This is a genomic window from Kineococcus endophyticus (genome assembly GCF_040796495.1).
GTDB classification, from domain to species: Bacteria; Actinomycetota; Actinomycetes; order Actinomycetales; family Kineococcaceae; genus Kineococcus; species Kineococcus endophyticus.
The window spans coordinates 17,791-40,484 of sequence record NZ_JBFNQN010000012.1 but is presented as its reverse complement, the minus strand read 5'-3'; the positions used below and the strand labels follow the sequence as shown (position 1 = coordinate 40,484).

Below are 22,694 nucleotides of genomic sequence, written 5' to 3'. Positions count from 1 at the left end.
TCCGCGCCAGGGGTGTTCCGCCGAGCGGAAGCATCAGCCGGCCGACCGCTCCTCCTCGGCGAGCTTCTCGGCCAGGTCGTCGTGGTCGAGGACGGACGCGTCGACCTGCCCCGTCCGGTAGGCCGCCCGGCCCACCATGTGCGCCGCCACCGGCACCGTGAGCAGCTGGAACGCGGCGATGGCCACGAGGGTGGCGATGTCCGTCGTCCGCTGCAGCGCGATGCCCACCGCCACGAGGGACAGCACGACGCCCAGCACCTGCGGCTTGGCCGTCGTGTGCATGCGGGCGAGGACGTCGGACAACCGCAGCAGCCCGATGGCCGCCACCAGCGTCAGCAGGCAGCCGAGCAGCAGTGCCGCCGACCCGACGACGGTTCCGATCGTGGTCCAGTCCATCAGCGACGTCCCCTCTCCGCGGCGCTCTCCTTGGACGCGTACCGCGCCACGCTCACCGAGCCCACGAATCCGACGAGGGCCAGGACGACGATGACCGGCAGCGTGGTCGCGTGCCGGTTCGCCGCGGCCTCGACGCACAACCCGATGACGACGATCGCGACGATGACGTCGAGGGCGATCACGCGGTCGAGCATCGTGGGGCCCTTGGCGACGCGCAGCAGCGCCAGCAGCGCCGCGACGGTGAGCATCCCCACGCACAGGGCGATGACGACGGGGTTCACGGGCGGCTCCCTCCGCACAGGGCGTCCGAGCCGTCGGCCCGGCAGCGGTCGAGGTACTCGGCGTACGCCTGCGGTGTCGCGAACGTCCGCATGATCCGGCGCTCGGTGAGCAGCACGTTGCGCCGGGTCTCCTCCCGGCCCTCCGCGCTGTCGACGCCGAGGGCGTGGATGTAGATCGACCCCTGGCCGCCGAGCGCGGACGGGGCCCCGATCTCCACGACGACCGAACCCGGGACGAGCGAGACGAGTTCGGCGGTCATCGTCACGAACAGGTCCGACCCGCTGTGCAGGGGGACCCGCACGACGGAGTTGCGCGGCTGCTGCCCCGGCCGGACCGCGAGCCAGGCGACCTGGGCGCTCGCGGCGAACAGGTCGACGAGGAACCGGCCGAGCAGCAGCAGGATCCGCAGCGGCCGGATCCGCAGCCCGAACCTCACCGTCGGCAGCGGCAGGACGATCGTCACGAGCAGGCCGAGCAGGGTTCCGGACAGGACGTTCGCCCAGGACAGGTCGCCCCACAGCAGCAGCCACAGCACGACGAGCCAGACGAGCATCGGCACGCTGACGCGTTCGCGCAGCGAGAGCACCTTGGCGTTCACGACCCCACCTCCGACGCCCCGCCCTGCAGGACGGTGTCCACGTACGGCGCGCGGTCCAGCAGGTCCTGCGCGGCCCGGTCGCTGATGCCGAACAACGGGCCGGCGATGACCGTGATGCCGACGCCGACGGCGACGAGGGCCGCGGTCGGGACGAGCATCCCCAGCGGGGTGCGGACACCGACCTGCGTCGCGGTCGCGAGCCCCGCGACCTGGTCGCGGTCGGTGTGCTCCTGGGGTTCCTGCCAGAACGCCCGGTTCCACACCTTGGCGATGGCGTAGAGGGTCAGGAGGCTCGTGACGACCCCGCCGGCCACGAGGACGTAGGCGGGCCACGTCCCGACGTCGACGCCGGCCTGCAGCAGGCCGAGCTTGCCGATGAACCCCGAGAACGGCGGGATGCCGGCGAGGTTCATCGCGGGGACGAAGAACAGCACCGCGAGGACGGGCGTGCGTTTCGCGAGCGATCCCAGGGCGTCCAGGGAGGTGCTCCCCGCGTACCGCTCCACCAGTCCCGTCACGAGGAACAGGGTCGTCTGCACGGTGATGTGGTGCGCGACGTAGAACACCGCGCCGGACAGCCCGGCCGTCGTCCCGAGGGCGATCCCGAACACCATGTACCCGATGTGGCTGACGAGCGTGAACGACAGCAGACGTTTGACGTCGCTCTGGGCCACGGCGCCGAGGATCCCGACGACCATCGTCGCCAGCGCCACCCACAGCAGCAGGTCGGCGGCCTGGCCGCCGGGGAACAGCAGCGTCTCGGTGCGGATGATCGCGTAGACGCCGACCTTGGTCAGCAACCCGGCGAACACGGCCGTGACGGGTGCCGGCGCCGTCGGGTAGGAGTCCGGCAGCCACGCCGACAGCGGGAACACCGCGGCCTTGATGCCGAACCCGACGAGCAGCAGCAGGTGCAGGACGAGCTGGACGTCGGGGTCGACGTCGCGCAGCCGGACGGACAGCTCGGCCATGTTCACCGTCCCCGTCGCCATGTAGACGAGGGCGATCGCGGTGAGGAACACCATGGACGACAGCAGGCTCACGACGACGTAGGTCGTCCCGGCCCGCACGCGCGCCTTGGTCCCGCCGAGGGTCAGCAGGATGTAGCTGGCCGCCAGCAGGATCTCGAACCCGACGTAGAGGTTGAACAGGTCCCCGGACAGGAACGCGTTCGAGACGCCGGCCGACAGCACGAGGTACGTCGGGTGGTAGATCGAGACCGGCGTCCCCTCCTCGCCGTCGGCGACGCCCTGCGCGAGGGAGTAGAGCAGGACGGCGAGGGTGACGACCGAACTCACGACGAGCATGAGCGTCGAGAGCCGGTCCGCCACCAGCGGGATCCCGAGCCGGGAGGGCCAGCCGCCGACGGCGATGGAGTACGTCCCGTTCCCGCGGTCGGTGAGGACCAGCATCGCGACGGTGGCGGCGACGACGATGCTCAGCGCGGTGACGCTGATCGTGCGCTGCGCGCGCGGTCGGCGGGCCAGCGCCAAGGTCAGCCCCGCCGCGAACAGCGGCAGGACGACGGGCAGCGGCAGCAGGACCCGGGGCCAGTCGTTCCAGTCGATCCCGTTCACCGGCTCACCCCCTCGCCCTCTTCGTCGCTCGTCTCGTGCGTGTCGTCGTCGTAGCTGGCGGACGTCTCGTCGAGTTCGGCCCGCCGCACGATCCGGCGGTCCTCGACGTCGTCCTGGACCTCGTCGTGGCCGTCGAGCTGCCAGCTGCGGTACGCCAGGGCGAGGACGAACGCGACCATCCCGAGCGTGATGACGATGGCCGTCAGGACCATGGCCTGGGGGAGCGGGTCGCTCATCGTCTCCGCGGTCGTCCCGCCGCTGAGGATCGGGGCCCGGCCGGGGCGGCCGCTCGCGACGAGGAACAGGATGTTGATGCCGTTGCCGAGCAGCACGATGCCGACGAGCACGCGCGTCAGGGTGCGTTCGAGCAGCAGGGCGACCCCGCAGGCGACGAGCACCCCGGAGACCACCACGAGCGTCAGGTTGGGGCTCACCGGGAGACCTCCTCCTCGATCTGGCGGTCGACCTCGGCGCCCAGGCTGCGGATGACGTCGACCACGAGGCCGACGACGAGCAGGTAGACCCCGACGTCGAAGAACAGGGAGGTCACGAGCTTCACGTGACCCAGGAGCACGACGTCGAACTGGATGATCGCGGTCTGCAGCACGCCCTGGCCGATGAGGATGCCGACCAGGCCGGTGCCGGCGGACAGGAACAGGCCGCTGCCGAGCAGCCAGCCCGCGTTGATGGGGACCGCGGTGTTGAACTCGTACCGACCGCCCGCGAGGTAGCGCACGACGAGCGCGAGCCCGGCGACCAGACCGCCGGCGAATCCGCCGCCGGGCTGATTGTGCCCGGAGAACACCAGGTACACCGACAGCACGAGGATGGCGTGGAACGTCAGCCGCGTGACGACCTCGAAGACGACGGAGCGGCGCTCGGGGTCGACGGTGCTGCCCGCGGGCAGCCAGTTCTGCAGCCGCGACCTGCGCGGCGCGTCCTCCTGCGGGTCCGTGTGAGCGGTGAACGCCTGGTCGATCGACCCCATCCGCCGGTTGAAGACGAGGCTCGCGACCCCGGTCGCGGCGACGAGCAGCACCGAGATCTCGCCCATGGTGTCCCAGGCGCGGGCGTCGACGAGCGTCACGTTGACGACGTTCTTCCCGCCGCCGAAGGAGTAGGCGAGGTCGGGCAGGTCGATCGAGACGGGGACGGCGACGCGGGCGCCGGACGCGACGAGCGCGAACAGGGACGTGCAGGTGCCGACGGCGACGCCGATCGCGATGCGCACCCAGCGCGTGCCCACGAGCGGGCGCGAGGAGAAGAACGGGGGCAGCCGGCGCAGCGCGAGGACGAACACGACGAGCGTGATGGTCTCGGCCAGCGCCTGCGTGAGCGCGAGGTCCGGGCCGGCGTGCAGCACGAAAAGCAACGTCACGCCGTACCCCGTGACGCCCGCGAGCATCACGGCCCGCAGGCGCCGGCGGGCCCGCACGGTGAGGACGGCGGCCGCCACGACGACGATCCCGACGAGGACCTGCCCGACGTTGTCGTAGAGGACGACGTCGCTGGGCCACGGCCGCGTCCACAGCAGCGCGCCCCCGGGCACGAGGACGACGACGACCAGGATCGAGGCGAGGTAGATCGGCAGCGAACCACGCTGGGTGGCACCGGTGACCTCGACGGCGATGCGGTCCACGGCGCGCACGGTCTTGCGGTACCCCCGGTCGGCGCCGGGGACTCCCGGGCCGCGCGCCTGCAGCGCCTCGACGCGGTCCTTGGTGACGACGAGGACGGCGGCCAGCGCGAACGTCACGACCGTCAGCAGCAGCGGCAGCGAGAACCCGTGCCACAGCGCGAGGTGCTCGGCCTCGCCGGGCAGGTCGTGGGCGATGAGCGCCGCGGGCCGGTCCACGAGCGGGGCCAGCGGCCCGGCGAGCAGGGTGACGCCGGCCAGCACGAGGGGGGAGGCGATGAGCCCGGCCGACGGCCGCGGGGCGGTGGAGTCGGGGACGCCCGGCTTGCGCCAGAACGTGCCCCACACGAAGCGCGCCGAGTACGCGGCCGTGATCACCGACCCGAGCACCAGCACGCCGAGCACGACGGGGTCCTGCAGGAACGCCGCGTACGCGGCCTCCTTGGCGACGAAACCCGCGGCCACGGGAACCCCGGCCATCGAGGCGGCCGAGACGGTGCCGACGACCGCGAGCAGCGGCATCCGGCGCCCGAGCCCGGACAGTTCGCGCAGGTCCCGTGTCCCGGTCTGGTGGTCGACGACGCCGACGACGAGGAACAGCGACGCCTTGAACGTCGCGTGGGCGATCAGCAGCGCGATGCCGGCCGTCGTGGCGGCCGCGGTCCCCGCCCCGACGAGGACGGTGAGGAAACCCAGCTGGCTGACCGTGCCGAACGCGAGCAGCAGCTTCACGTCGTGCTGGCGCAGCGAGCGGTACCCGCCGAGGACCATCGTCGTCAGGCCGAGGACCAGGACGGTCGTCCGCCACTCGGGCATCTCGGCGGCCGCCGGGGCGAACCGCGCGACGAGGTAGATGCCGGCCTTCACCATGGCGGCCGCGTGCAGGTAGGCGCTGACCGGGGTGGGTGCGGCCATCGCGGCCGGCAACCAGAAGTGGAACGGCACGAGCGCGGACTTCGAGATCGCGCCGACGAGCAGCAGGACGACCGCGACCGTCACGGACGGGCCGGTGGGGAAGTTCTCCAGGACCGCCGACAACCGGTAGGTCCCGGCTGCCTGCCCGATGACGATGAGCCCCACGAGCATCGCCAGGCCGCCGAAGGTCGTGACGACCAGGGCTTGCGTCGCCGCGCGGCGGGCGGAGCGCTTGTGCGAGTCGTACCCGATGAGCAGGTACGAGAACACCGTGGTGAGTTCCCAGAACACGTACAGCTGGACGAGGTCGTCGGCGAGCACGAGTCCGGTCATGGCGCCGGTGAACGCGGTCAGGACGGCGGCGAACCGCGCAGATCCCGGGTCCTTCGCGTGGAAGTAGCTGCCGCAGTAGAACAGGACGAGGGCACCCACCCCGCCGACGAGCAGCGTGAGGACCCACGACAACGGGTCGAGGCGGAACGCGAGTTCGGCGCCCAGGGAGGGGACCCAGGGGACGACGACCTCGGGGGTCTGCCCGCGCAGGACGGCGGGGCCCTGGAACGCCGCCCAGACCGTCGTGGCCGCGGGAGCGAGGGCGAGCAGCGTGAACGCGCGCCGGTCCAGCCACCTCACCAGGGGCACGGCGAGGACGGCGGCGACAGCGTGGACGAGCAGCAGTGTCAGCACGGCCGGTCCTCACGAATCGGGGGCAGGTCGGTTCTCACAGCGTAACCCAGATTTTCGTTCTGTTCGATTCGGGAGGAACCCTGCTACGGTCGGACGGTGTCGTCGTCCGTCGCCTGCCACGGCGCCGAGGTCACCGTCCGACCCGGCCTCGAAGGTCTCGCTGAACTCGCTGAACTCCTCGCTGCGCAGCCCGAGGCGCTGCTGTCGTTGAAGGTTGGCCGACGCGGGGCCGCGCTGCCACCGGAACTGGCCCACGCCCTGCGCGAGACCGTCACCGCCCTCGCCCACGGCGAGGCCGTCACCCTCACCCCGCACGAGGCGCTCCTCACCACGCAGGAGGCCGCCGACGTGCTCGGGGTGAGCCGGCCGACGATGGTCCGGCTCCTGGAGTCCGGCGCCCTGCCGTACACGAAACCCGGCACGCACCGCCGGGTGCTGCTCGAGGACGTGCTCGCGTACGCCGGGCAGCACCGCACGCCCCGCGCTCCCGTTCCCCGGCACGCCTGAACCGGATCAGTCGTGCGCGGCCGCGCTGAGGTGCCCCGCGGCCGTGGCGCACGCGTCCCGCAGCTGCACCGGCTGGACCTGCGTCATCGGGCTGCCGAACGTCGTGAACAGGCCAGCGAGCCCGATCCACGACCAGGCGCCCATGGACAGTTCGCAGCGGCAACCGTCCACCCGCCGGACGACGGCTCCGCCGGGGGCGAACCGCGCGACCAGTTCGGCCGGCAGGTCGAGGACCGCGGATCCGGTGCACGGCCAGGGCGCGAGCCGGTCCCCGCGGTCCGCGGTGCCCTGGACCAGTGCGCCCGGCCCGCCCTCGGGCAGGGGGCGCTCGCGGAAGGGCACCCCGGTCGGTTCCAGGGCGGTGTCCTCGCCGAGGCGGAGGACGACCCAGTCCTCCCCGGTCCGGTCCCACGCGAGGAGGTACCAGCGCGCGGCCCAGACGACCAGGTGGTGCGGTTCCAGCAACGGCGACCGCTCCGGCCCGGGCACGCGCAGCAGCTCCCGACGGCGGACGGCGCCGCCGACGGTGCGCACGACGTCCGCCGGGGGCGGCGGCGCCGGGAACTCCCACTGGTTCGGGACGGCCGTCACCGTGAAGGCGTCCGCGTCCCGCCGCAGCCGGCGCGGCATCACCTGCCGGACCGTCGCCAGCGCCCGGCGGTTGGCGTCCTCGATCCCGCGCAGCACCGAGGACGTGGTCTGCAGCGCGACCACGACCGCGACGACCTGCTCCTCGTCCAGCACGAGCGGTGGCAACGCCCCGCCCGGACCGAGCCGGTACCCGCCACCCGCGCCCGTGACCGGTTCGACGGCGTAGCCCAGTTCGCGCAGGGTCTCCACGTCGCGCCGCACCGTGCGCCGTGAGGTCCCCAGGCGCCGGGCCAGCTCCTCACCGCCGAGCGTCGCCCCGGTGGTCAGCATCGAGAGCAGGCTCAGCGCGCGGGCCGACGTGGACGGCACCGGACCTCCCTCCCGAGTGGTGGCCACCCGGTGGCCGCCAGGAGTTCCATCGTGCCGCCATGACCCCCACCAGCACAGCCCCGTTCCGCGTCGTCGTCGTGGGGGGCGGGATCGGCGGCCTCGCCCTGACCGCCGGCCTGCGCCGCCACGGGTTCGACGTCACCGTCCACGACCGTGACACCGACCCCGCGGCGACCGGCGGGTACCACCTCACCCTCGACACCTCGGCGCAGCGGGCCCTGCGCGAACTCCTCGACCCCGAGCTCTACGCCCGCCTCCTCGCCTCGGCGTCCGCGGTGCGGCGCCGGCCGCCGGACGTCTGGTTCGACTGGCGCGGCCGGCCCCTCGGCGAGATCACGGTGAAGGGCCTGGACCCCGACAGCATCGACGTCGACCGCATCACCCTGCGCCTGCTGCTGGCCGACGCCGCCGGCGACAGCCTCGTCCTGGGCAGCACGTGCACCGGGGTCGGCCGTGACGAGGGCCCGGGTGGACGCGCCCGGGCGACCTTCGCCGACGGCAGCACCGACGAGGGCGACCTGCTCGTCGGGGCGGACGGGCCGCACTCCCTCGTCGTGCGCCACCTCCTCGGGCACCCGACCAGCCGGCCCGCGGGGCTCCTCGGGATCTCCGGACGGACCCGGGCCGCCGACCTCGACCCGGCCGAACGCGCCCGCCTCGGTCCCCGGTCCAGCCTCACCGTCGGCCCCCGCGGCACCGCGCTCTACACGGGGTTCCTCGACCCGGACGGGTACGCCGTGCTCGACGCCGCGCACGACCGGGCCGCCGTCACGACCGGGCCGACGTACGTGTGGGGCGCGATGGTCCCCGAGGCGACCGCCTCCGCCGCCCTGCGCGAGCAGCGGGGCGGGCCGTTGCGCGACACGACCGTGGCGACCCTGCGGGCGGCCGGGTGGGGGGACGCGCCCCTGCAGGTCCTCGGGCGGACGGACCCCTCGACGGTGGCTTCCTACCGCTTCCACGTCGGCCCGCAGCGGGTGCGCGACATGGCGCCCTGGCCCGCCGGCTGCCTCACCGCCCTCGGCGACGCCGTCCACGCCACCCCGCCGACGGCGGGCAAGGGAGCGGGGACGGCGATCGTCGACGCGCACGGGCTCGTCACCGAGCTGTTGGCCGCGCGGGCCGGGACGCAGACCCTGGCCACCGCCGTCAGCACCTTCGAGACGGCCATGCGCCACCGCGGCACCGCGGTGACGAACCTGTCCATGGCGACCGTCGACCGCATCCTCGCCGGCGCCTCCCCGGCCGGGTCCGCGCTGACCCGCCTGTCGCTGCCGGTGCTGGCGTGGTCGACGGCGGTGCGGGGTCGGGTGACCGGCCGGCGGTGAGCCGCGCTGCGATGATCGCGGGGTGGTGGAAGAGCCGCGGGTGTGGCCGGCTGTCGAGTGGATCGCCCCCCGTGCCTGAGGTCGTCGTCGCTCCCGAGGACCCGACCTCGGTCCCCGCCCGCGCGGCGCTGCGCGCCTACTACGACGACATCGTCACGCGCTGGTACGGCCGCGCGGCCACGACGGCCGAGGTGGACGAGCTCGTCGCCGGCTCCGGGGACGACCGGCTCGCGCCCCCGGACGGCCTCCTGCTCCTCGCCCGGCGCGGCGAGGACGTCCTGGGCTGCGCGGGTCTGCGGGTGCTGGGGGACATCGGTGAGGTCACGCGCCTGCACGTCACGAGCGCGGCCCGGGGCCACGGGGTCGGCACCCGCCTCCTGAGGGCCCTCGAGGAGGAAGCCCGCGCACGGGGTCTGCAGGTGCTCCGGCTGGAGACCCGCGACGACCTCGTCGAGGCACGCCGCCTCTACGCGCGGCACGGATACACGCCCACGGACCGCTTCACCGACGACCCCTACGCCCACCACTGCCTCGCCAAGCGCCTGGACCCCGCTCACCCGGACGGGTGAAACGGTCCAGCGGGACCGCTGCCGATGGAGGGAGGGGGACCGCCCGGTCCCCGACGCCGTCCGAGGAGGACCCCCGTGCGCACGACCCGCTTCCGTGCCCCCCTGGCCGCGGCACTCGCCGCGACGGCGCTCGCGGGCCTGGCCGGTTGCGCGGGCGACAGCGCCGCGACGACCCCGGCCGCCGCTTCCACCGCCCTCCCGCTCGTGGTGCCCGGCACCCTGACGGTCGCGACCGACGCGACCTACGCGCCGATGGAGTCGATGCAGGGGGCGGACTTCGTCGGCGCCGACATCGACCTCGTCACCGATCTCGCTCAGCGGATGGGCCTGAAGGTCGTCTTCGTGCAGACCGGGTTCGACGACCTCATCGACACCGTCTCGGCCCACCGCGCCGACCTCATCGCCTCGTCCATGACCGACCGCGCCGCCCGGCAGGAGAAGGTCGACTTCGTCGACTACTTCATCGCCGGCAGCCAGGCCATCGCCGCCGGCGGGAACCCCCTCGGCCTCGACGGCCCCGGCACCTGGTGCGGGCACCGCGCGGCCGTGAACTCCGGCACGACGAACGGCGACCTCGTGGCCGCGCAGTCCGCCCTCTGCACGGCGGCCGGCAAGGCGGCGATCGTGGTCGACGAGGTGCCGAACGGCCAGAGCGCCGCCGAGGTCGAAGCCGGCCGCGCCGACTTCGGCGTCGAGGACTACCCCTCGGCCGCCGACCTGGTCGCCGCCTCCAACGGGAAGACCGCCCTCGCGGGCAAGCCGCTGCAGCCCTCGCCCTACGGCTTCGGCGTCGCCAAGGACCGCACCGAGCTGCGGGACGCCGTGCAGCGCGCGCTGCAGGAGTCGATCGCCTCCGGCCGCTACGCCGAGGTCCTCAAGGCCCACGGGGTGGAGGCCGCCGCGTTGACGACGACGGCGCTCAACGGCGGGGCGTGAGGGGGGAACTCCGTCCGTCGGAGCCGTGGCGTTCCGCGGTCAGGCGTCCGGTGGGGTTCTGTCCCCCGCGGCGCGCAGGTGCGTCTCGAAGAAGCGCAGGATGCGTCCCCACGCGTGCTCCGCGGACGGTTGGTGGTAGCTGAAACCGGCGACCCGCTCCAGCGCCGCGAGGGGTCCCGCGTTGTGCCGGTTGAGGAACGAGTGCCCGGCCCCGGGGTACTCGTGGACGTCGTGCTCGACGCCGGCGTCGGTGAGGATGCCCTCCAGACGCTGTGCGGCCCCGCGCAGGGAACGGTCGCGACCACCGAAGCTGGCCACGACGGGGCAGGCCCCGCGCAGGACCTCCTCGGCGTTCGGCGGCAGTCGACCGTAGTTGGGGGCGGCGGCGTCGAACCCGCGGGTGGCGGCGACCAGCGCGAAACCCCCGCCCATGCAGAACCCCAGGACCCCCACGACGCCCGTGGACCGGGGGTGCTCCGCGGCGAACCGTCGGGCGGCGTCGATGTCGCCGAAGGCGGGTCCGTGCCCCGCCGTCATGGCCGAGAAGGTGGCGCGCAGGCAGCGGACGCCGCCGGCGCTGAACAGGTCCGGAGCCACGGCGAGGTAGCCGGCGGCGGCGAGGCGGTCGGCCTGCTGACGGGTGTCGTCGGTCAGCCCGAACGCCTCGTGCAGGACCACCACTGCGGGCCACGGCCCGTCCCCGACCGGGGGGACGGCCACGTGGGCCTTGAGGGTGGACACGGTGGTGGCGCCGGGGATCGTGGTGTCGGGCACGGGGACTCCTCGGGTGGAGGGACGACGGTGCGAGGTGGGCTGCTGCAACCTCCCGCCTCAGCGAACTCCACCCGTCCCCGGCGCGCACCCGGTGGGCGCAGGGGTCGGGCTGCGACGATCACGCGATGACCGACATCACCGGCATCGTCAACCTCGTCCTGTTCGTGTGCCTCGTCGTCTACCTGACGCGGTTGCGCGCGACCCTGACGCGCTCGGCCGAGGCGCAGGAACGCATCGCTGCGGCCCTGGAGCGGCAGGTGGGCGAGTGACGTCGAGGCCTGGGCGGTCCACCGGCGTCGGGCACTACCGTCCCCTGGCATGCACCTCAGCTCCGACGAGCCCGGGCCGACCCGTCCGACGCAGCAGCAGGGCCCCCGGTTCGCACCCTTCGTGGACGAGCACGACAACGTCGAACAGCTCACCGAGCTCTGCCACCGGGCCTACGCCGAGCACGCCGCTCAGGGGCGACGGTTCTTCGGGTCGTACCAGTCGGTGGAGCACACCCGCCGGAGGGTGCTGGACGGTGAGTGCTGGGTCGCGGTCGTCGACGGCGAGTTCGTCGGAACGGTGACCGTCAGCGGGCCCGGAGGTTTTCCCGACGGGTACCCGGCGGCACCGCAGGCCGGCCGTTTCTCGCAACTGGCGGTGGACCCCACGTGGCGCGGCACCGGGCTGGGCCACGCTCTGCTGGTCCACGCCGAACGGCGTCTGGCGGAACGGGGCTGCGACGCGGTCGTCATCGACACGTCGTCCGCGGCCGACGAACTCCTCGCCTGGTACTGGCGGCGGGGGTACACGGTGGTGGGCCGGTGGACGTGGTCGGTGACGAACTACGACAGCACGGTGCTGCGCAAGGAACTCCCCGCCGTCGACGGGCGCGGGGACTGACGGTCGTCAGCGGTCCCGCCGCAGCTCCCACAACCCGTAGTGCACGACGTACCCGTACTCCTCGTGCCGCCACGCCGGCACGTACCGGTACCCGTACGGCGCGAGCCCGGACGCGGTGACCGCGGCGAGTTGCGCGGTCGCGTCGTAGGCGTGCATCGCCACCCCGGGCAGCCCCTCCGCGGAGAACTCCCTCGTCGACGCGCCGGGCCCGAGGGCGCGGTCCTCCACCGCTCCGACGAGGACCCGCGCACCCGGTGCGCACACCGCCGCGAGGTGGCCCAGCGTCGCGTCGAGGTCGCGGCAGAACTCCAGGCAGCCCACGGCCAGGACGACGTCGAACCGACCCCAGTCCGCCGGCACGGGGTCGTGCAGGTCGTGGAGTTCGTAGCGCCCTCCGGGTCGGGCCTCGCGGGCGCCCGCGAGCATCTGCGGAGAGACGTCGCAGCCGACGACCTCGACGTCCTCGGCGAGCTGGCTCGTCAACTGCCCCGGCCCGCAGCCGACGTCGAGCACCCGGCACTCCGGCGTGACGGCGCGCAGCAGGAAGTCGGCGACGAGCGGTCCGTAGTACTGGACCGACCGCCAGCCCGGGACGTAGTGCGGGGCGAACTCGTCGTAGTAGGTCGCGATCTCCTCGTTCATCCCCACCCCAACGCCCGCAGACCCGCGGCCGTCCCCGCCGCCAGCACGACGACGACGATGAACGGTGCCCGGCAGACGAGGGCCAGGACCGCCACGAGCAGCCCCGCGGCCCGCGCGTCGAGCACGAGGTCGCGGCCGGTCGAGAACGTCTGCAGAACCACGAGCGATGCGAGCAGCGCCACCGGCAGCATCCCCGTCAGCCGCTTCACGCGCGGCTGTTCCAGCGCGGCGGGCGGGACGACGTACCCGGCGAACTTCGTCGCGAAGGCGACGGCAGAGGCGCCGAGGACCGCGAACCAGAACGTCACGCCTCGTCCCCTGTCCGGGGCTGCGGCCAGCACCACGCCACGAGCGACCCCACCGCGGCCGCCGCGATGACGGGCAACCCCTGCGGGATGACCGGCACGAGCACGGTCGTCACGAGTGCTCCCACGACGGCGATCGCGACGGGTTCCCGTCCCTTCAACCTCGGCCACAGCAACCCGGTGAACGCCGCCGCGGCGGCCGCGTCGAGACCGAAGCGCTTCGGGTCGCCGAGGGAGTTCCCGGCCAGCGCGCCGACGAGCGTCATGAGGTTCCAGCCGACGTACACGCCGAGGCCGGTCACCCAGAACCCCAGCCGTCGCAGCGGAGGTTCGGACTGGGCGACGGCGACGGCCGTCGACTCGTCGATGGTCAACTGCGCGACGGCGGCCCGGCGCCAGCCCCGCGGCCGCATGACCGGGACGAGTTGCAGCCCGTAGAGCGCGTTCCGCACGCCGAGCAGGGAGGACGCCGCGACGGCGGCCCCCGCCGTCCCGCCCCCGCCGAGCACGCCGATGAGCGCGAACTGCGACCCGCCGCTGAAGAGCAGGAGGGAGAGCACGCACGTCTGCCAGACGGACAGTCCGCTCGTGACGCTGAGGGCGCCGAAGCTCACCCCGTACAGGCCGGTCGCGACGGCGACGGACAACCCCTGCCGGACGACGGCGGAGCGCGCATCGGTCGGCGCAGCGGTCACGGACCCAGTGTCCCAGCCGCTCGCAGTGGAGCCGGCGCGCGGGCTGCTTCCCACGCTGAGCCCTGGGTGGCGTCGTCATGTGGGGTGGTGGCGCCCCGTCGTGGTGGGGCGGGTCGGTGCGGTGGCTGCCTACGCTGACGGTCGTGCGCGACGCCCTGTTCCCGATGAGCCCCGCCGAGCGGCGCCTGGCCCGGCATGCGTGGGCGCAGGTGGACGTCGACGGGCGCCGGCAGGCGGTGGAGCGCGCTCGTCAGGGCCTGCCCGCCGACCAAGCGCCGGTCGCAGCTGCGGCCTTCGACTACGGGCGCTACCTGCTGCACGTCAACGTGTCGAACCGGCTACCGCGCTGGCTGCAGCCGGCGGTGGGCGCGCTGGTGGCGGTGGTGGGTCTGCTGTTGCTGAGCGGGTTGCTGGCGGTGCCGGGCCGGGTCGGGGGTGGACTGGTCTTCACCCTGGGAGGACTAGTCGTGGTGGCGGCGGGGTTGCTGGGCTGGGCACAGCGCAGGACGGCTCACCTGCTGGTAGCTGCCAACGCCCCTTCCAGGACCGCATCTGAGCAGGCGGACCGCGGTCGCTGACTGACGGGGCCGCTGCTGTCAGCCGCGCGCGGCGAACCCCTCCGCCACGTCCGCCCCCGCCCGCAGCAGCGCAGCCAGCAGCACGCGCGCCTGACCGGCCTTCAACCGGCCTGCGGGGACGGCCCCGGCCGCGGCGAGGTCCGCGCCGCCGCCCCCGTCGCCGTAGGTGGTGGCGACCGGCCCGGCGGGGACCCGCGTCGTCAGCACCACGGCGACCCCGGCCTCCCGCGCCCGCGCGACCGCCGCGACGACGGCGGGCGTCGCGTTCCCCGAGCCCAGGCCCTGCAGGACGATCCCCCGCGCACCGGCGGCGACGCACGCGTCGAGGAGCATCCCGTCCATCCCGGGGTACCCGGCGACGACGTCGACGCGCGGCCACGGTCCGTCAGCCCGCGGCAGCAGCACGCGGGGAAGGGGACCGTCGGGCGCGGTGAAGGCGTCGAGCTCGGTGGTGTGGCGCTTGGCCGTTCCGGCGGCGTGCACGAACCCGCCTCGGAAGGCGACGACGACGCCCGTGACCGATGCCGCCGCCCACAGCGCGTAGTGGACGTTCGCAGGGGCGTCCGACTCCGGGTGGTCCGCCGTCCGCTGCGACCCCGTCAGCACCACCGGGCGGGCGTCGTCGTGGTGCAGGTCGAGCAGGTAGGCGGTCTCCTCCAGCGAGTCCGTCCCGTGCAGGACGACGACCCCGGCGACGTCGGGGTCGGCGAGCGCGTCGTGGACGGCCGTCACGACGGTCCACGCGTCGTCCAGCGTGAGCGTGGAGGAGTCGACCCGCAGCGCCTCGACGACCCGCACCCGCACGCCGGCCTCCGCGGCGGCGGCGCCGACGAGGGCGCCACCGGCGAGGGTCGGGCTGCTGACCCCGTCGGCGCCCACGGTGCTGGCGATGGTGCCGCCGGTGGTCACCACCACGATCAACGGGGTCGTCGGGGTCGCCACGGTCCTCCTCAGTCCTGCTGACGCTGAGCGGCCAACGCTTCCACACGCGGCTTCGCGGCGCGCCACCCGAGGGCCAGCAGCGGCACGATGACGACGAGCGAGCCGATCGTCCAGGTGCCGACGGGGTGGTCGAAGGCCATGAGCACGAGCACGGCGACGAGGAACACGAGGGTCGCGTACCCGCTCCACGGCGCGAACGGCATCCGGAAGGCGGGCCGCGCGATGCGTCCGGCCTTCGCCCACGACCACAGCCGCAGCTGGCACAGGACGATGACGCCCCAGGCGCTGACGATGCCGATCGCCGCGATGTTCAGGACGATCTCGAACGCGTCGGCGGGCACGAGGGCGTTGAGCACGACCCCGAGCAGCGCGACGACGACCGTCAGGGCGATGCCGCCGTACGGGACGCCGTTGCGGTTCACCCGGCCGGCGAACGAGGGGGCGGAACCCGTGTGCGCCATGGAGTGCAGGATGCGGCCGGTGGAGTACAGGCCCGCGTTGAGCGAGGACAGCGCGGCCGTCAGCACGACGAGGTTCACGAACGCGTCGACGCCCTCGACCCCGACGTGGGAGAAGAACGTGACGAACGGGCTGACGCCCTTCTCGTAGACGTCGAACGGCAGCAGCAGCGCGAGCAGCAGGACCGAGCCGACGTAGAACACGACGATGCGGACGATGACGGTGTTGATGGCGCGGGGGATGACCTTCTGCGGTTCCTCGACCTCACCCGCGGTCGTGCCGACGAGCTCGATCGAGGCGTACGCGAAGACGACCCCCTGGATGACGACGACGGCCGGCAGCAGCCCGTTGGGCAGCCAGCCCCCGTTGGCCTCGATGAGCCCGAACCCGGGCTTCTGGCCGTCGATCGGCTCGCCGAACACCACGAAGTACGTCCCGACGACGAGGAACACCGCGAGGGTCCCGACCTTCAGCAGTGCGAACCAGAACTCCAGCTCGCCGAAGACCTTGACCGAGAGCAGGTTGAGCGCCAGCACGACGACGATCGCGGCGAGTGCCCACACCCACTGGTCCACCGACGCGATCGGTGCCCAGTAGCGGCCGAAGAAGTTCATGTAGAGCGCGACGGCCGTGACGTCGACGACGGCCGTCGTGGCCCAGTTCAGCCAGTACAGCCACCCGGCGACGAAGGCGGTGCGTTCGCCGAAGAACTCCCGGGCGTAGGACACGAACGACCCCGACGTGGGCCGGTGGACGACGAGTTCGCCGAGCGCGCGCAGGATGAGGAACCCGAAGAACCCGCAGACGGCGTACACGCCGACGAGGGCGGGACCGGCGCCGGCGAGGCGACCGCCGGCCCCCATGAACAACCCGGTCCCGATCGCGCCGCCGATGGCGATCATCTGGACCTGGCGGGGTTTGAGGTCCTTGCGGTACAGCGCTTCCGGGGCGGCGACCGCGGCGGTGCGGTCGGGGAGCTCGGTCGTCATCGAGAGGTCTCCTGGGTCGTCGGGGAGGTCTGGATCTTCTGGGCGGTGAGGTTCTCCGGCTTGAGCAGTTCTTCGAGCTCCTCGCGGCCGAGCAGTCCGGCGGCGAGGACGAGGTCGGCGACGGAGGCCCCCGTCAGCGCGGCCTCGGTGGCGATGCGGGTGGCGGCCTCGTAGCCGATCCGCGGGTTGAGGGCGGTGGCGAGCCCGATGGAGTTCTCCACACGAGCCCGCAGCAGTGCGGGGTCGGTCGTGATCCCCGTGACGCAGCGGTCGGTGAGGACGGCGACGGCGTGGGTGAGGTTGCGTGCGCCCTCGGACAGTCGCTGCGCGATGACGGGTTCGAAGGCGTTGAGCTGCAACTGTCCCGCCTCGGCCGCCATGGAGATCGACACGTCGTTGCCGACGATCTGGAACGCCACCTGGTTGACGACCTCGGGGATGACCGGGTTCACCTTGCCCGGCATGATCGAGGACCCCGCCTGCACCGGCGGGAGCTTGATCTCCCCGAGCCCCGCGCGGGGACCGGACGACAGCAGCCGCAGGTCGTTGCAGACCTTCGACAGCTTGACCGCGACGCGCTTGAGGACGCCCGAGAGGTGGACGAACTGTCCGACGTCCTGGGTGGCCTCGACGAGGTCGGGCGAGCTCACGAGGTCGTACCCCGTGATCTGCGCGAGGTGCCGGACGGCGAGGTCGGCGTACCCGACGGGGGCGTTGAGACCCGTGCCGACGGCCGTCGCGCCGAGGTTCACCTCGAGCAGCAGGTCGGCGGACTCCCGCAGGCGTTCGAGGTCCTCGGTGAGCATGACGGAGTACGTGGCGAACTCCTGGCCCAGCGTCATCGGCACGGCGTCCTGCAGTTGCGTGCGGCCCATCTTGACGACGTCGCGGAACTCGGCGGCCTTCGCGGCGAACGCGTCGCGCAGCCGTTCCAGTTCGGCGCACAGCGCCATGATCCAGCGGCGCGTGGCGATGTTCACGGCTGTCGGGTAGACGTCGTTCGTCGACTGCGAGGCGTTGACGTGGGTGTTCGGGTGGCAGTGCGCGTAGTCGCCGCGGGCGTGGCCGAGGAGTTCCAGCGCGCGGTTGGCGACGACCTCGTTGGCGTTCATGTTCGTCGAGGTGCCGGCGCCGCCCTGGACGACGTCGACGACGAACTGCTCGTGCAGCGCCCCGTCGGCGATCTCCCGGCAGGCCGCGACGATCGCGTCGGCCCGCTCGGCGTCGAGGACGCCGAGCTCGAGGTTGGCCAGGGTGGCGGCCTGCTTGACGTCGACGAGGGCCCGCACGAGGTGCGGGTCCTGGCCGATGACGCGACCGGTGATGGGGAAGTTCTCCACGGCGCGCAGGGTGTGGATGCCCCAGTACGCGTCGGTGGGCACCTCCCGCTCGCCGAGCAGGTCGTGCTCGGTGCGGGTGGGGGTGTGGGGCTCGTCGGGGGCGGGGCGGGTCACGACATCGGGTCCCTTCGCTGGACCTGTCCGGCTGTCTGACAGGTGGCTCGAGAATGGGGGAGGCATCGCCGTCCCGTCAAGGGCACGCATGATGGGCCCCATGACTTCCTGGGCCGACCGCGCGCCCGCCGTGACCCGGGTCGGCGCCGCCGAGGCCGTCTTCGCCGACCTGCGCGACGCGATCCTCGGCGGCGAGCTGCCCGTCGGCACCCGCCTGCCGTCCGAGGCCGCTCTCGCCGAACGGCACGGGGTGTCACGGTCCGTCGTGCGGGAAGCGCTGCGGTCCTGCCACGCACTGGGCCTCACCGAGCCGCGCACCGGCCTGGGGTCCTTCGTCGTGCACGACTCGGTCGAAGCCGACCCCGTCTTCGGCTCCTTCGCCGCCTCCGAGCTGCTCGAGGCCCGGCCCCTCGTCGAGGTGCCCGCGGCGGGGTGGGCGGCGTTGCGGCACAGCGAGTCCGAGCTCACCGAGCTGCGCGAGCTCGTCGAGGCGATGCGCGGCGAACCGGACCCTCAGGAGTGGGCCGTCCTCGACGGCCGGCTGCACGGTCTCATCGCCCAGGCGTCGCGGAACCGGGTCATCGTGTCCGTGCTCGCCGCCGTCCGCGAGGCCTCCACCGCCCAGTCCCAGGCTCTCAACCTCCTCCCCGACCGCCGCGAGCACTCCGACGACGAGCACGCCCGCATCGTCGAGGCCATCGCCACCCGCGACGACGCGGCCGCCCGCGACGCGATGAGCGCGCACCTGGAGGCCGTCGGATCGGCGCTGCGGACGCTCACCGACCGGCCCTGAGGCAGCGTTCGGCCGTCCGGTGGGGACCGGGTCCCACATGATCGCGACCACTGTCGACGGGCACGGAGGCTGCCGATGGACGGGTGGGAGCGACGACGCGGCGTGTCCGCGCCGTGCGCGCCCCGACCGGTCTGGAGGACCACGTGAGCATCTCCGTCAGCGGGACCAACCTGGCGTCGATCGCCCGCCCGGGCTCGGGCGGCGGTTCCCCCGCCGAGAAGGCGTTGCGCGAGGCGACGCGGGACTACAAGGAGGCCCAGGACACGCTCGTCAGCGACGTCACGAACCACGCCGACGAGGACACCCTGAAAATCGACCGCGCCCAGCTCGAGGCGGCGGCGCAGGCGATGGCGCAGGCCATGGCCGCGCTGGCGCAGGAGAGGGCGGACGCCCAGCGGGCGCGCGACGACGCCCGGTCCGCTCGTCAACCGGGACCCGCGTCCCTGGTGAGCACCGCCGACGGCGGTCTGGACCTCTTCGCCTGACAGCGCGGCATGCGGGGCACGGTCCCGCCGCAACGAGCGCGCCTCCTCGAGCCTGCCTAGCGTGACGCTCATGACGCACCAGCTCTCCCGGTCCGACGCTCCGCGACACGGTGGCTGGCTGCCCGACCCCGAGAGCGTCGCGGCCTGGGTCGCCAACCTGCGCCGTCGGCTCGACGAGGACGGCGACCCGGAGCGGCACCCGGTCATGGCGGAGTTCGACGAGCTGCTCGCCCGGGACGCGGTGGCCCGGATGCAGCTCGAGCGGATGGTCGCCGAGGTCCCCGAGGGACCGGGTCGGCCGCCCCGGCACGTGCGGGACCTGCCGGACCTGCTGCGGCTGCTCAACGCCGTCCTGACGACGGCGCCCGAGTTCAGCCGCGATTCGATGGTCATGACCCCCGTGCAGGCCGTCCTGGACCAGACGACGGCGACGCCGTCGGGTTTCGCCGCCTACCGGAACCCGGCCGTCAACGCGGTCCTGGAGAAGTACCTCGACGCCTGGTGCGAGCACCTCGACAGCCCGGCGTCCCTCTCCGTCATCGACGACTCCGCTGCGGGCTGGATGTCGCAGGCGGCAGCCGAGGCCGTCGGCATCGAGCAGTACGAGCACGACCCCGACGACGAGCACTGGGGCTTCTCGTCCTGGAACGACTTCTTCACCCGGCGGTTCCGCGACGGCGAACGACCCGTGGAGGACCCGGACGACGACGGGGTCGTCGTCAGCCCGTGCGAATCGACGCCCTACGCGCTGGCCCGGGACGTCCAGCACACCGACGAGTTCTGGCTGAAGAGCCAGCCGTACTCGTTGCAGGACATGCTCGCCGGTGACCCCTCCGTCGAGGAGTTCGTCGGCGGCACCGTCTACCAGGCCTACCTCAGCGCCACCGACTACCACCGCTGGCACGCCCCCGTCGCCGGCACCGTCGAGCGCGCGTTCGTCGTCGGCGGGACGTACTTCTCCGAGGCCGACAGCGAGGGTCCCGAGGCGAGGGAACCGCAGCAGTCGCAGGGCTACATGGCCCACGTCGCGGCGCGCGCCGTCGTCCTCCTGCGCGCCGACGACCCCGCCCTGGGACTGGTGGCCTTCGTCCCCGTCGGCATGGCGGACGTCTCCTCGTGCGTCCTCGACGACGGCGTCGTCCCCGGAGCCCACCTGGCGAAGGGGGACGAGGTGGGCCGGTTCCAGTTCGGGGGGTCGACGTTCTGCCTCGTGTTCCGCCCCGGTGCCCTGGCGGAGTTCTCCGTCCAGGCGCTACCGCGCGACGAGGCCGCCACGACGCCGCTCGTGCACGTGCGCTCCCGCATCGCCCGCGCGACGCGAGAGGTCTGATCCCGAGGCGTCAGGCGCCGGGGCCCGGCATGTTGTGGGCGTGGAACGTTGCCCCGCCCCGGCCCGCGACGTCCCAGTCGTCGCGGTGCGGGACCTCGCGGGAGGACCGGTCACGGCCGCGGTCGCGGACCGCGAGGACCACCACCAGCGCGACGAGCAGCACGACGACGGCGACACCGATGGCGAAGGTCATGGCGTCCTCCTGGTGACGGTGGACCCTCACTCTCCCACCGATCCGGCCGGCGCGGGAGCGGGGCGGACCTGGCACGAGCCACGCCGGGCGCGCATCCTGACCAGGTGACCGGAGTGGACGACCTGCCCGCGGAGGACACCGACGTCCTCGTCGTCGGCGCCGGCCCGACGGGCCTCCTGGCCGCCCTCGTCCTGGCCCGCCGCGGTGTCCGCGCCGTCGTCGTCGACGGGAAGTCCGGCCCGACGACGGAGTCACGTGCCCTCGCGGTCCAGGCGCGGACGGTGGAGGTCTACGACCAGCTCGGCCTCGCCGACGACTTCCTCGCCCGCGCGCACCGTGCCGCCCGGGTGCAGATCGGCCCACCCGGACGCCCCGCGGTGGTCGACCTCGCCGCCGCCCAGGAGGGTCAGACCCCGTTCCCCGGGCTGCACGTCCTGGAGCAGAGCCGCACGGAGGACCTCCTCGTCGGCGCCCTCGGCGCGACCGGCCGCGACGTCCGCTGGAACCACGCCCTCATCGACCTCGACGACCGGACGGCCGAGCCCGACGGCCGCGTCTGCGCGCTCCTCGACGGTCCGGACGGGATGACCCGCCTCCGCGCCCGCTGGTGCATCGGTGCGGACGGCGCCGGGTCCGTCGTCCGCCGCTCGCTGGGCCTGGCCTTCGAGGGCGTCACCGACGACGCCGTGTTCTGGGTCGCCGACGTGCGCGGCGCGACCGGCCTGCCGGAGGACTGCCTCACGATGCGGGCGGGACGCCGGGGTTTCGGCGTGTTCTACCCGCTCGGTGCGGGCGGGCACGTCCGGGCCATCTCCATCGCCGCCAGTCCGGACGTCGGACAGGAGGAGGCTCTCGCCACGGCGCGCAGGGACCTCGGCGTCGGCCACGCGTCCGTCGACTGGTTCTCCACGTACCGCGTCCACCACCGCGTCGCCGAGCGGTTCCGTCGGGGCGCGGTGTTCCTCGCCGGTGACGCGGCCCACGTCCACTCCCCGGTCGGCGGTCAGGGGATGAACACCGGTCTGCAGGACGCTCAGGACCTCGCGCACCTCCTCGCCGACGTCGTCCTCGGCCACGCCGGCCCGGACGCCCTCGACCGGTACGAACGGGAACGGCGGCCCGTCGCCCTGCGCCTGGTCCGCGTCACCGACCGGGCGTTCGGCCTCATGGCCCGGAGGAACCCCGTGACCGCCCTGGTGCGACGGGGGTTCGCCACCGTGGCCGCGCCGTTCGCCGCGCGGGGCGTGCGAACGTCCGTCGGTCGTCGTGTCGCCGGGTACGTCGGCCAGTACCGGATCCACCACCACGTCGCCACGAGGCCCTTGCCCGCCTGGGCGGACGACCGCGCCGTCGGACGACGCGCGTTCCCGACGCAGGGGAACCGCCCGGCCCTGCGCTCCCTCGCGTGGCAGTTGCACTCCTACGGCGCGGCCCCCGCACGCCCCGCGGACCTGCCGGACTGGATCGAGGGACCGCACGCGTTCCCCACCGACACGGGCCGGTGGCGGACCGACCGCACGTACCTCGTCCGGCCCGACGGCTTCGTCGCCGCGGCCGTTCCCACGGTCGGGGGAGTTCTCGACGACGAGACCCTGCGCGCCGCGTTCCGCGCCCACGACCTGCGCGCCTGACGACCCTCGCACCCGCCGAAGGGGCGGAGTGTGACCTCGACGTATCCCGAACGTAACAAGCTGGACAAAATGCGGGGCTACTGTAACCATCGCTACAGCGACGCAGGGGTCGTGCACGAACCCC

At 73.5% G+C, this 22,694-nt stretch carries 26 protein-coding genes; 11 read left to right on the top strand and 15 right to left on the bottom strand.

Features of this window, described 5'->3' with window-relative positions; translation table 11 throughout:
- Positions 1 to 33: 33 nt before the first annotated feature.
- From mnhG to AB1207_RS17110, 6 genes are read right to left on the bottom strand one after another with little or no spacing between them, the layout of a single operon-like run.
- A complete protein-coding gene (gene mnhG, locus AB1207_RS17135; RefSeq protein WP_367639617.1) occupies positions 34 to 396 on the bottom strand; it encodes a monovalent cation/H(+) antiporter subunit G in 363 nt (120 codons plus the stop codon).
- Positions 396 to 677, bottom strand: a complete 282-nt coding sequence (locus AB1207_RS17130) for an MrpF/PhaF family protein (RefSeq protein WP_367639616.1) — start codon at positions 675 to 677, stop codon at positions 396 to 398. The genes mnhG and AB1207_RS17130 overlap by 1 nt, the downstream gene beginning before the upstream one ends.
- Entirely contained in the window at positions 674 to 1,276 is a 603-nt protein-coding gene (locus AB1207_RS17125) for a Na+/H+ antiporter subunit E (RefSeq protein WP_367639615.1), read from the bottom strand. Before AB1207_RS17125 ends, AB1207_RS17130 begins: the two co-directional genes overlap by 4 nt.
- Complete coding sequence (locus tag AB1207_RS17120) at positions 1,273 to 2,853, bottom strand: Na+/H+ antiporter subunit D (RefSeq protein ID WP_367639614.1); 1,581 nt, start codon at positions 2,851 to 2,853, stop codon at positions 1,273 to 1,275. The genes AB1207_RS17125 and AB1207_RS17120 overlap by 4 nt, the downstream gene beginning before the upstream one ends.
- Positions 2,850 to 3,287, bottom strand: coding sequence for a Na(+)/H(+) antiporter subunit C (locus AB1207_RS17115; RefSeq protein ID WP_367639613.1), 438 nt, complete (start codon positions 3,285 to 3,287; stop codon positions 2,850 to 2,852). The genes AB1207_RS17120 and AB1207_RS17115 overlap by 4 nt, the downstream gene beginning before the upstream one ends.
- Positions 3,284 to 6,091 carry a Na+/H+ antiporter subunit A gene (locus AB1207_RS17110; RefSeq protein ID WP_367639612.1) on the bottom strand — a complete coding sequence of 936 codons (2,808 nt, stop codon included), beginning with the start codon at positions 6,089 to 6,091 and terminating at the stop codon, positions 3,284 to 3,286. The genes AB1207_RS17115 and AB1207_RS17110 overlap by 4 nt, the downstream gene beginning before the upstream one ends.
- Before the next feature lie 96 nt (positions 6,092 to 6,187).
- Here AB1207_RS17110 and AB1207_RS17105 point away from each other — a divergent pair, with 96 nt between their 5' ends.
- Positions 6,188 to 6,598 (top strand): helix-turn-helix domain-containing protein, encoded by a 411-nt coding sequence (locus AB1207_RS17105; RefSeq protein ID WP_367639611.1) that lies wholly within the window; start codon positions 6,188 to 6,190, stop codon positions 6,596 to 6,598.
- 6 nt (positions 6,599 to 6,604) lie between these two features.
- Here AB1207_RS17105 and AB1207_RS17100 read toward each other — a convergent pair whose 3' ends face one another.
- Positions 6,605 to 7,558, bottom strand: coding sequence for a helix-turn-helix transcriptional regulator (locus tag AB1207_RS17100; RefSeq protein WP_367639610.1), 954 nt, complete (start codon positions 7,556 to 7,558; stop codon positions 6,605 to 6,607).
- A 59-nt stretch (positions 7,559 to 7,617) separates the two neighbouring features.
- Between AB1207_RS17100 and AB1207_RS17095 the strand changes: the two genes are divergently transcribed.
- From AB1207_RS17095 to AB1207_RS17085, 3 genes are all read left to right on the top strand, one after another.
- Positions 7,618 to 8,907 (top strand): FAD-dependent oxidoreductase, encoded by a 1,290-nt coding sequence (locus AB1207_RS17095; RefSeq protein ID WP_367639609.1) that lies wholly within the window; start codon positions 7,618 to 7,620, stop codon positions 8,905 to 8,907.
- 71 nt (positions 8,908 to 8,978) lie between these two features.
- The gene (locus AB1207_RS17090; protein ID WP_367639608.1) at positions 8,979 to 9,476 is read left to right on the top strand and encodes a GNAT family N-acetyltransferase; all 498 of its coding nucleotides are present in this window, start codon (positions 8,979 to 8,981) and stop codon (positions 9,474 to 9,476) included.
- Positions 9,477 to 9,551: 75 nt separating this feature from the next.
- The gene (locus AB1207_RS17085; protein ID WP_367639607.1) at positions 9,552 to 10,412 is read left to right on the top strand and encodes an ABC transporter substrate-binding protein; all 861 of its coding nucleotides are present in this window, start codon (positions 9,552 to 9,554) and stop codon (positions 10,410 to 10,412) included.
- Positions 10,413 to 10,451: 39 nt separating this feature from the next.
- On the opposite strand, the gene AB1207_RS17080 is transcribed toward AB1207_RS17085, so the two are convergent.
- The gene (locus tag AB1207_RS17080) at positions 10,452 to 11,171 is read right to left on the bottom strand and encodes a dienelactone hydrolase family protein (RefSeq protein WP_367639784.1); all 720 of its coding nucleotides are present in this window, start codon (positions 11,169 to 11,171) and stop codon (positions 10,452 to 10,454) included.
- A 140-nt stretch (positions 11,172 to 11,311) separates the two neighbouring features.
- Here AB1207_RS17080 and AB1207_RS17075 point away from each other — a divergent pair, with 140 nt between their 5' ends.
- Together AB1207_RS17075 and AB1207_RS17070 are read left to right on the top strand one after the other, a co-directional pair.
- Positions 11,312 to 11,455 carry a hypothetical protein gene (locus tag AB1207_RS17075; RefSeq protein WP_367639606.1) on the top strand — a complete coding sequence of 48 codons (144 nt, stop codon included), beginning with the start codon at positions 11,312 to 11,314 and terminating at the stop codon, positions 11,453 to 11,455.
- 49 nt (positions 11,456 to 11,504) lie between these two features.
- Complete coding sequence (locus AB1207_RS17070) at positions 11,505 to 12,074, top strand: GNAT family N-acetyltransferase (RefSeq protein ID WP_367639605.1); 570 nt, start codon at positions 11,505 to 11,507, stop codon at positions 12,072 to 12,074.
- 6 nt (positions 12,075 to 12,080) lie between these two features.
- Here the strand turns inward: AB1207_RS17070 and AB1207_RS17065 are convergent, their stop codons facing one another.
- From AB1207_RS17065 to AB1207_RS17055, 3 genes are read right to left on the bottom strand one after another with little or no spacing between them, the layout of a single operon-like run.
- Positions 12,081 to 12,716: a class I SAM-dependent methyltransferase gene (locus tag AB1207_RS17065; RefSeq protein ID WP_367639604.1), complete on the bottom strand. Its 636-nt coding sequence runs from the start codon at positions 12,714 to 12,716 to the stop codon at positions 12,081 to 12,083.
- A complete protein-coding gene (locus AB1207_RS17060) occupies positions 12,713 to 13,024 on the bottom strand; it encodes an AzlD domain-containing protein (RefSeq protein ID WP_367639603.1) in 312 nt (103 codons plus the stop codon). Before AB1207_RS17060 ends, AB1207_RS17065 begins: the two co-directional genes overlap by 4 nt.
- Positions 13,021 to 13,716, bottom strand: a complete 696-nt coding sequence (locus AB1207_RS17055; protein ID WP_367639602.1) for an AzlC family ABC transporter permease — start codon at positions 13,714 to 13,716, stop codon at positions 13,021 to 13,023. The genes AB1207_RS17060 and AB1207_RS17055 overlap by 4 nt, the downstream gene beginning before the upstream one ends.
- A 143-nt stretch (positions 13,717 to 13,859) precedes the next feature.
- Between AB1207_RS17055 and AB1207_RS17050 the strand changes: the two genes are divergently transcribed.
- The gene (locus AB1207_RS17050; RefSeq protein ID WP_367639601.1) at positions 13,860 to 14,294 is read left to right on the top strand and encodes a hypothetical protein; all 435 of its coding nucleotides are present in this window, start codon (positions 13,860 to 13,862) and stop codon (positions 14,292 to 14,294) included.
- Between the two features lie 18 nt (positions 14,295 to 14,312).
- Here the strand turns inward: AB1207_RS17050 and AB1207_RS17045 are convergent, their stop codons facing one another.
- Genes AB1207_RS17045 through aspA form a run of 3 tightly spaced genes read right to left on the bottom strand, consistent with a single transcriptional unit; the run spans position 14,313 to position 18,138 of the window.
- Complete coding sequence (locus tag AB1207_RS17045; protein ID WP_367639600.1) at positions 14,313 to 15,236, bottom strand: asparaginase domain-containing protein; 924 nt, start codon at positions 15,234 to 15,236, stop codon at positions 14,313 to 14,315.
- 8 nt (positions 15,237 to 15,244) lie between these two features.
- On the bottom strand, positions 15,245 to 16,684 hold the full coding sequence (locus AB1207_RS17040; RefSeq protein WP_367639599.1) for an amino acid permease: 1,440 nt from the start codon (positions 16,682 to 16,684) through the stop codon (positions 15,245 to 15,247).
- Positions 16,681 to 18,138: an aspartate ammonia-lyase gene (gene aspA / locus AB1207_RS17035; RefSeq protein WP_367639597.1), complete on the bottom strand. Its 1,458-nt coding sequence runs from the start codon at positions 18,136 to 18,138 to the stop codon at positions 16,681 to 16,683. Before aspA ends, AB1207_RS17040 begins: the two co-directional genes overlap by 4 nt.
- Positions 18,139 to 18,229: 91 nt before the next feature.
- On the opposite strand from aspA, the gene AB1207_RS17030 reads away from it, so the two are divergent.
- The 3 genes from AB1207_RS17030 (at position 18,230) to AB1207_RS17020 (ending at position 20,746) form a co-directional block, all read left to right on the top strand.
- On the top strand, positions 18,230 to 18,931 hold the full coding sequence (locus AB1207_RS17030) for a FadR/GntR family transcriptional regulator (protein WP_437178973.1): 702 nt from the start codon (positions 18,230 to 18,232) through the stop codon (positions 18,929 to 18,931).
- A gap of 143 nt (positions 18,932 to 19,074) precedes the next feature.
- A complete protein-coding gene (locus AB1207_RS17025) occupies positions 19,075 to 19,416 on the top strand; it encodes a hypothetical protein (protein WP_367639595.1) in 342 nt (113 codons plus the stop codon).
- Positions 19,417 to 19,486: 70 nt separating this feature from the next.
- Positions 19,487 to 20,746, top strand: coding sequence for a phophatidylserine decarboxylase associated domain-containing protein (locus AB1207_RS17020; RefSeq protein WP_367639594.1), 1,260 nt, complete (start codon positions 19,487 to 19,489; stop codon positions 20,744 to 20,746).
- Between the two features lie 10 nt (positions 20,747 to 20,756).
- Here AB1207_RS17020 and AB1207_RS17015 read toward each other — a convergent pair whose 3' ends face one another.
- Complete coding sequence (locus AB1207_RS17015) at positions 20,757 to 20,939, bottom strand: hypothetical protein (RefSeq protein WP_367639593.1); 183 nt, start codon at positions 20,937 to 20,939, stop codon at positions 20,757 to 20,759.
- 104 nt (positions 20,940 to 21,043) lie between these two features.
- Between AB1207_RS17015 and AB1207_RS17010 the strand changes: the two genes are divergently transcribed.
- Positions 21,044 to 22,570, top strand: coding sequence for an FAD-dependent monooxygenase (locus tag AB1207_RS17010; protein WP_367639592.1), 1,527 nt, complete (start codon positions 21,044 to 21,046; stop codon positions 22,568 to 22,570).
- The last annotated feature ends 124 nt before the right edge of the window (positions 22,571 to 22,694 follow it).

Coding starts and splice junctions, on each gene's coding strand:
- AB1207_RS17065 (WP_367639604.1), bottom strand. CDS start 12,716: ATGAACGAGGAGATCGCGACCTACTACGACGAGTTCGCCCCGCACTAC.
- AB1207_RS17040 (WP_367639599.1), bottom strand. CDS start 16,684: ATGACGACCGAGCTCCCCGACCGCACCGCCGCGGTCGCCGCCCCGGAA.
- AB1207_RS17075 (WP_367639606.1), top strand. CDS start 11,312: ATGACCGACATCACCGGCATCGTCAACCTCGTCCTGTTCGTGTGCCTC.
- AB1207_RS17070 (WP_367639605.1), top strand. CDS start 11,505: ATGCACCTCAGCTCCGACGAGCCCGGGCCGACCCGTCCGACGCAGCAG.
- AB1207_RS17020 (WP_367639594.1), top strand. CDS start 19,487: ATGACGCACCAGCTCTCCCGGTCCGACGCTCCGCGACACGGTGGCTGG.
- mnhG (WP_367639617.1), bottom strand. CDS start 396: ATGGACTGGACCACGATCGGAACCGTCGTCGGGTCGGCGGCACTGCTG.
- AB1207_RS17030 (WP_437178973.1), top strand. CDS start 18,230: ATGGGCCCCATGACTTCCTGGGCCGACCGCGCGCCCGCCGTGACCCGG.
- AB1207_RS17095 (WP_367639609.1), top strand. CDS start 7,618: ATGACCCCCACCAGCACAGCCCCGTTCCGCGTCGTCGTCGTGGGGGGC.
- AB1207_RS17015 (WP_367639593.1), bottom strand. CDS start 20,939: ATGACCTTCGCCATCGGTGTCGCCGTCGTCGTGCTGCTCGTCGCGCTG.